The organism is Bacteroidales bacterium, from assembly GCA_014860585.1.
Taxonomy (GTDB): domain Bacteria; phylum Bacteroidota; class Bacteroidia; order Bacteroidales; family 4484-276; genus RZYY01.
The window spans coordinates 1-7096 of record JACZJL010000008.1; the positions used below are offsets into that span (position 1 = coordinate 1).

Here is a 7096-nt window from a genome sequence, read left to right on the forward strand (position 1 = left end):
CCGAGGATCAAACCGAGCATTAGAACTGAAAGAAGCAGTCTTGATTTCATATTTTTTTGATTCCAAATTTGGTCTTTACTCATCTTTTAGGCATCGGACGCTAAATCCGCTCGTTTTATATCCTTCCTGGCGGTAAACAACTGCTGTGTCATAGACCATGTAACGGATCCAGGTTAGTATAGGTGGTCCCAGTGTTGAAGACCACCAAAACCCGAGGTCACCAATGCCATAAAATGCTCCATCAATGAAACGGTAACCGCCTGGAAGTGCAGAAAAGCCAAACTCATCAAATCCACTGTGGGTAATATTTTGGTTCCAGCGTGGATGCGTGGTTGTATTGCAGTCGCCATCCATTGGTGAATTTACCTGCCGACAGGATTTAAGGGCATTTCCGGCGCCGGTTGGATTTCCCATTTGATTTGGGTAACCCTGTGCTACCACATAATCAACCAATTGCATCCATTCAGCATCAGTCGGCATGTGCCAACCATCAAGGCATATGCCCTGAGCTCCCGGGCTATTGGAATAACTCATTATTTCATCCCACTGGTACAGACCGACATATATGTCGCAGTTTGCTTCTTCGTTATCATAACAGTATTTTTCAATAATGCCATTGTCTGTCATTTCCTGTGTGCCGATAATCATTGTTCCAATGTTCAAGTTTTCTGCCATCCAGCATTGGTCGCCAATTTGAACGGTGGCATAAGACTGGCCGTCGCGTGAATCAACCAATGTGTCTCCACAGTTAAAGCCACCCTGGTCTTCAATAAAATTTGCAGTCAGGATAACATCCTGAGCCGGCATGGTGTAGATGAAATTTGGAGTTGTACTTACAATTCCGTCGTCATCAGTCCAGTTAACAAATTGCCAGCCGGGGTTGGCATTGGCGGAGATGTTAATCAGCTCGTCGGGTTCATATTGCCCTGCACCGCTAATTGTGCCGGAATTTGACGGTTCTGCCTCAAGGTTAAGACCATAAATGTTGGGGATTATATCTTTGATACAGCGTACACTTAAACCGGTTATTTTTTTTGAATTAAATGATATGATAGTTCCAGATGCATAGAACATACTTTGGCTCCAGCTTTCCTCTATATCAATCTCTGTAGCATTCCACCATTGACTTTGATATCCTAATAGCCCAAAAACTCCTGTTGGACTGCGCATGCCTCCCGGCAAGGCTGAAAAATCAAATGCATCAAAGCCAATATGTGTATTATCTGCTTCCCAGCGTGGGTGTTCGTTCGTATTGCAATCACCACCGAGGGGTGAGTTTATTTGACGGCAGGATTTTAGGGCATTGCTAGCCCCAAAATACTCGTCCTGGTTCAGATAGCCTTGATCAACAAGAAAAACATGCATTTGAACCCATTCATCCAAAGTTGGAACATGCCATCCATTTGGACATAGGCTGTTTGTATCCACGGCTGCGTACCAATTATATAAAGCTCCGTAGGCATCTTTCCATGAGCTACTATTATTGTACCAGGTAAAAGCGCCTGATTCCAGCGATATCCATTCATTTGCATCAGTTACGTGTGGAATAGGTATTCCATTATTATAGGTGGTTGTCTTCAGGTTTTCTTTCATCCAGCATCTGCCGCCAACAAGCACAGTGTTGTAAACATTGCCGTCAAAGTCGGTTATCTCTGAAATACCACATTCATAACCGGTATTATCAATGAAATTTGCTGTCAGGGTAACATCTACAGGCGGCATGGTGAAAACGAAACTCATATTGATACTTATCACCTGATCATCTTCATCAGTCCAGTTGACAAACTCCCAGCCATCGTTTGGGGTAGCAGAGATATTGATATCTTCACCGGCTTCATACTCACCGTTTCCTGAAATTGTTCCTACACCTAAAGGGTTTAATTCAAGGTTTAAATTGAAAGTACTTTGCAATCCTTCATCTCTCAAACAACGAACACTGTGTCCGAACGACTTATACATGTTGTCGGTGTAGATGAGACTGGTAGAGTAGAAAATTCGCCTAAGGAAAGCTTTTCCCATATTTGATTCGGTAGAACTCCACCAATAGCCCCCAATACCAATACCGTGGAAAGTTCCATCAGTAATCCGGCGACCACCGGGAAGCGCCGAAAAGAGAAATTCATCAAAGCCATATTCTAAATTGTAAGAGTGCCAGCGAGGATGTTCTGATGTATTACAATCCTCTCCAAGCGGTGAATTTAACTGCCGGCAGGATCTGAGGGCATATCCTGTGCCATTTGGATCAGGATGTACGTTTGGGAACCCTTGGTCCACCACATAATCAACCAATTGTGTCCAGTCATCATTGCTGGGCACGTACCAGCCCGGAGGGCATAAACCATTTTGATTTCCAACAGCGTGCCAGTTATAGAGTGCACCATAGCTGTCTTTCCAGGATATATCATTGTTGTACCAGGCATAAGCGCCGTTGGCATTGTATTGCCATGCGCGGGCACTATCGCCGGGGTATTCGATGGGTGTGCCGTCCAGGTAATGGGTTGTTTTCAGGTTTTCATTCATCCAGCACTGGTCGCCAATTTGCACAGTATTGTAAACGTTGCCGTCAAAGTCGGTAACAGTTGGGGTATCAGGGCACGGCTGCCAGTTAGGGGTTTTAACAATAAAGTGTGCAGTCAGGGTAATATCCTGCGCCGGCATGGTGTAGGTAAAACTTGCCAATTCGCTAACAACTCCGTAGTCATCCGTCCAGTTAACAAACTCCCATCCCGGGTTGGCGGTGGCGGAGATGTTAACATCTTCACCGGCTTGGTATTGTCCGTCGCCGCTAACGGTTCCGGCATTTAATGGAGCTGCCTGGAGAGTTAGCTGGTAAGTTGCAATAATAAAATGTGCGGTAAGGGCAATATCCTGCGCAGGCATGGTGTAGATAAAATTTGGAGTAGTACTTACAATCCCATCGTCATCAGTCCAATTAACAAACTCCCAGCCAGGGTTGGCGGTGGCGGAGATATTGACATCTTCACCGGCTTGGTATTTGCCTGCGCCATCTAATATACCGGCATTTGCCGGGTCTGCTTCAAGGTTAAGAATGTAATTGCCTGAAGGTATGCTATCCATAATACAGCGCACACTGGCGCCATTGAATTTAATGAAAGTACTGCGAATTATACTTTTCTCAAAGTAGACTGTCCAATGAGACCAAGGATAACTGTTACTGTATCTCGTTGATGACCACCAATACCCATCGCCATCTAATGAATAGCCGAAATTACCATTTGCAAGACGTAAACTCCCCGGAAGGCAAGAAAAGCCTGTGGCATTATTACCGGCGAGGTTAAATCCTACAGAACAGGTGTCAGAATAATAGATCCAGTTGGTATTTGCAGCTAAGGCTTTCGCTATGTTAATACTATCATTATTACACAAATATTCAGGTTGCTTACTCACAAAACCAGTCAAAATCGTCCATTCATCATCTGTTGGTATGTGCCAACCATCAAGGCATATGCCCTGAGCTCCCGGGCTATTGGAATAACTCATTATTTCATCCCACTGGTACAGACCGCCATATATGTCGCAGTTTGCTTCTTCGTTATCATAACAGTATTTTTCAATAATGCCATTGTCTGTCATTTCCTGTGTGCCGATAATCATTGTTCCAATGTTCAAGTTTTCTGCCATCCAGCATTGGTTGCCAATTTGAACGGTGGCATAAGACTGGCCGTTGCGTGAATCAACCAATGTGTCCCCACAGTTAAATCCACCCTGGTCTTCAATAAAATTTGCAGTCAGGGTAATATCCTGCGCTGGCATGGTGTAGATGAAATTTGGAGTTGTACTTACAATTCCGTCATCATCGGTCCAGTTAACAAACTCCCATCCCGGGTTGGCGGTGGCAGAGATGTTGACATCTTCATCAGCTTGGTATTGTCCGGCGCCGCTGACGGTTCCGACATTTAACGGGTCTGCTTCGAGGTTGAGTATGTAGGTGATCGGAGGAGGTGAGTCGTCTCTGAGGCAGCGTACCGAGTATGCGGTCGATTTATAGTAATTGTCGCCGTGCACATGTGCACCACTAAAGTACATTATTTGATACCAGGCCTTGGCATCATCATACTGTGACGAAGACCACCACATGCCGTAGCTGTTCAAATAGCCGAACGACCCATCGGAATGGCAGTATCCGCCCGGAAGAGCGGTAAAGCCGGTAGCATTGTTGAGGGTTAGGTTATTGCCAACAGTGCAAGTGCCGGTATGCATAGCCCAATTAGTAGTTGCTGCCAGGGACTTGGCAATGTAGGTTGTATTACTGTTGCAAAGATATGCCGGTTGGCTACTGACGTATGTGATTAAAGCAGTCCACTCGGCGACGGTGGGCAAATGCCATCCTTCGGGGCAAATACCGTTGACACCAGGCGTGGTGGAGTACTGCATCATTTCGTTCCACTGGTAAAGACCACCGAAAATATCGCAGTTTGCTTCATCGTTATTAAAACAATATTTCTCATAGATCCCATTATTTGTCATTTCCTGATTGCCATTAATCTCTGTTCCAATGTTCAGGTTTTCGGCCAACCAGCATTGGTAACCAATTTGAACGGTTGCATAAGATTGGCCATCACGCGGATCAATCAATATTTCTCCGCAGTTAAAAACACTCTGACCTTCAATAAAATTTGCGGTTAGGGTTATATCCTGCGCAGGCATGGTGTAGATGAAATTTGGATTTGTACTTACAATTCCGTCATCATCAGTCCAGTTAACAAACTCCCAGCCCGGGTTGGCGGTGACTGAGATGTTGACATCTTCACCGGCTTGGTATTGTCCGTCGCCGCTAACGGTTCCGGCATCTGAGGGTTCTGCTTCGAGGGTTAGTTGGTAAGTTGTTGGAGGTATTTCATCCCTCAAACAGCGTACGCTGAAACCATATTCTTTAAAGTAGCTGTACATGATCACACTGGCTTCGTAGTGATACATGTGGTGATTCCAGGCGCTTATTGGTATGGTTTCGGTTGATGACCACCATCCTCCGTACCCCCATAGATAGGCGAAAAATCCATTGGCTACGCGATAGCCACCCGGTAGGGCTGAAAATCCAAATGCATCGAACCCGTGATGCGTGCCGTGGGCGCTCCATCTTGGATGCTCTGTTGTATTGCAGCCGCCACTTAATGGCGAATCCAACTGACGGCATGATTTAAGTGCATTGCCTGCACCATTTGGATCGTTATGTTGATTTGGGTAACCCTGCGAGACTGCAAAATTGATCAGTTGCGTCCAACTATCCCATGAAGGAACATGCCAACCTTCCGGACATAGGTCGTTGGGATCAACTGTTGCATGCCAGTTATATAACGCACCGTAGCTCTCCTTCCATTGAATCAGATTGCCGTACCAGGAATAAGCGCCGGTAATAAGATTGCCCCATTCGTCATTATTAGTTACATTTGGAATAGGTGTCCCATTTCTGTAAGTTGTTGTCTTCAGGTTTTCCTTCATCCAGCATTGATCGCCAATCATCACGGTATTGTAAACGTTGCCGTCAATATCCGTAACTGTCGGGATTCCCGGACAGGATGTTCCTGTAAAATTAAAATGATAGGTTCTGTCACCTGTGGGAGAACTGCTGATAACCCGCTCTCCGATGTTGGCAAATGCCGTGAATTTCAAGAGGTCGCCGAGGTAATAAACAAAACTGGTTTCTTCATTTTCTGATTTATATTGCTCAAAACCTGATTTTGCTCCATTGTATTTCAATGCGCAATTTTTCAGTGATAAGGATTGTGCCGGAGTGTTGATCATTTTAATTGTTTGGCTGTAACGATCCGAGCGGGCAGTTAAAAAATAAAGACTTTCCGTGCCAGGGTAAAATGTAAAGGAATGATTGCCCCGCTCCAGCCGGAAATTTCGAATCACCAACTCCCTTCCCAGCATATCGCTCACGATGATCTGCAAATTTTCGGTTTCAGGTAGAAAAAGATCAACGGTCGTTTCGCCTCCGAACGGATTTGGGTAGTTTTGAGAAAGGTAAAACCCATCGCCGCCGATGTTGAGGTTTTCATTGACACGGACCAGATAATCAATCACCAGCACTGTATCGGGAGCGTAAAGGGTAGTATCAATTTCGCGGGTTAAATTCTCGATGAGAATGCTGTTGAGTGGTAAATGCTGACCGTTTTCATCCGCAGTGAAAATTAAGGTGATAGTAGGTTTCTGGCCATAAACGCCGGTAATTGCTATGATCATTAAAATTGAAAGAAGTAATTGTGATTTCATATTTTTTTGATTTTAATTGGCGATTCAGCATATGATAAGAACTAAAGCCTGAATTGATGAGGCAAATATAGCATTAAATGTCAAATAAATTGAGAGGAATTTTAATTTTCAACACCCTGCCAGCCACATACGCGCGGAATCGCACCCTGTCAGGTATAGATCGGGTTTTGGTATTTACAAGACCGAATAATTGTAAAAAATCATTATTTAACATTTTTTGGCTTATTCCTGCAAACCTTTCTGATTTAGGAATGTTTGAACTTAATTAATAACCTAACATCTTAATAATCATGGACCCAATTACACTTGCAGGCGTCATACTGAGTGGCGCAAATAAATTAATGGAAAATGAAGCCGTTGGTAATGCCGTTAAAGGCGTGATGAACTGGATTGGTGGCGTTTTGGGAAAACCTTCGGCCACTGAAAAGCTGCAGCAGATCGAGCAAAATCAGCAGGTTGAAGAGAGTGTGAACAGCATCAAAGCCAACCTCGAATTTGTTCTTGAGGGTAACCAGGCTCTGCAAAACCAGCTTGCTGCAAAACTTGAAGAGTTGCAGGCGCTCATGAAAAAAGAAAATGTGCAGATGCCAAAGACCAATACCATGACGATTACGGGTAATGAAAACATTGGCTTTCAGGACATCACGACCCAGGGTAACATCTCCATCACCAGATGACAGTCAGCACCGCAAATATTACTGGCGACGATAACATCGTTCTGCAGAATATCAATGCGAGGGATATTACACTTATCATCGGCAAAGACTTGCCCATTGAGATTAAGCAGCAAAAAGAGAGCATGAACGTAAAGTTCAAAGAGCTCGGAGAAACTTTAGCACTGCTTGATGAAAAAGTAAAA

3 protein-coding genes are annotated in these 7096 nt (G+C 44.5%); 2 read left to right on the forward strand and 1 reads right to left on the reverse strand.

Annotation, left to right across the window (positions count from 1 at the left end; genetic code table 11):
* Positions 1-75 precede the first annotated feature (75 nt).
* Complete coding sequence (locus IH598_00960; GenBank protein MBE0637072.1) at positions 76-6237, reverse strand: InlB B-repeat-containing protein; 6162 nt, start codon at positions 6235-6237, stop codon at positions 76-78.
* Between the two features lie 290 nt (positions 6238-6527).
* Here IH598_00960 and IH598_00965 point away from each other — a divergent pair, with 290 nt between their 5' ends.
* Both IH598_00965 and IH598_00970 read left to right on the forward strand, forming a co-directional pair.
* Positions 6528-6914 carry a hypothetical protein gene (locus IH598_00965; protein ID MBE0637073.1) on the forward strand — a complete coding sequence of 129 codons (387 nt, stop codon included), beginning with the start codon at positions 6528-6530 and terminating at the stop codon, positions 6912-6914.
* Positions 6911-7096 (forward strand): hypothetical protein (locus IH598_00970; protein MBE0637074.1); only part of this gene is annotated, 186 nt, incomplete at its 3' end. The genes IH598_00965 and IH598_00970, both read left to right, overlap by 4 nt.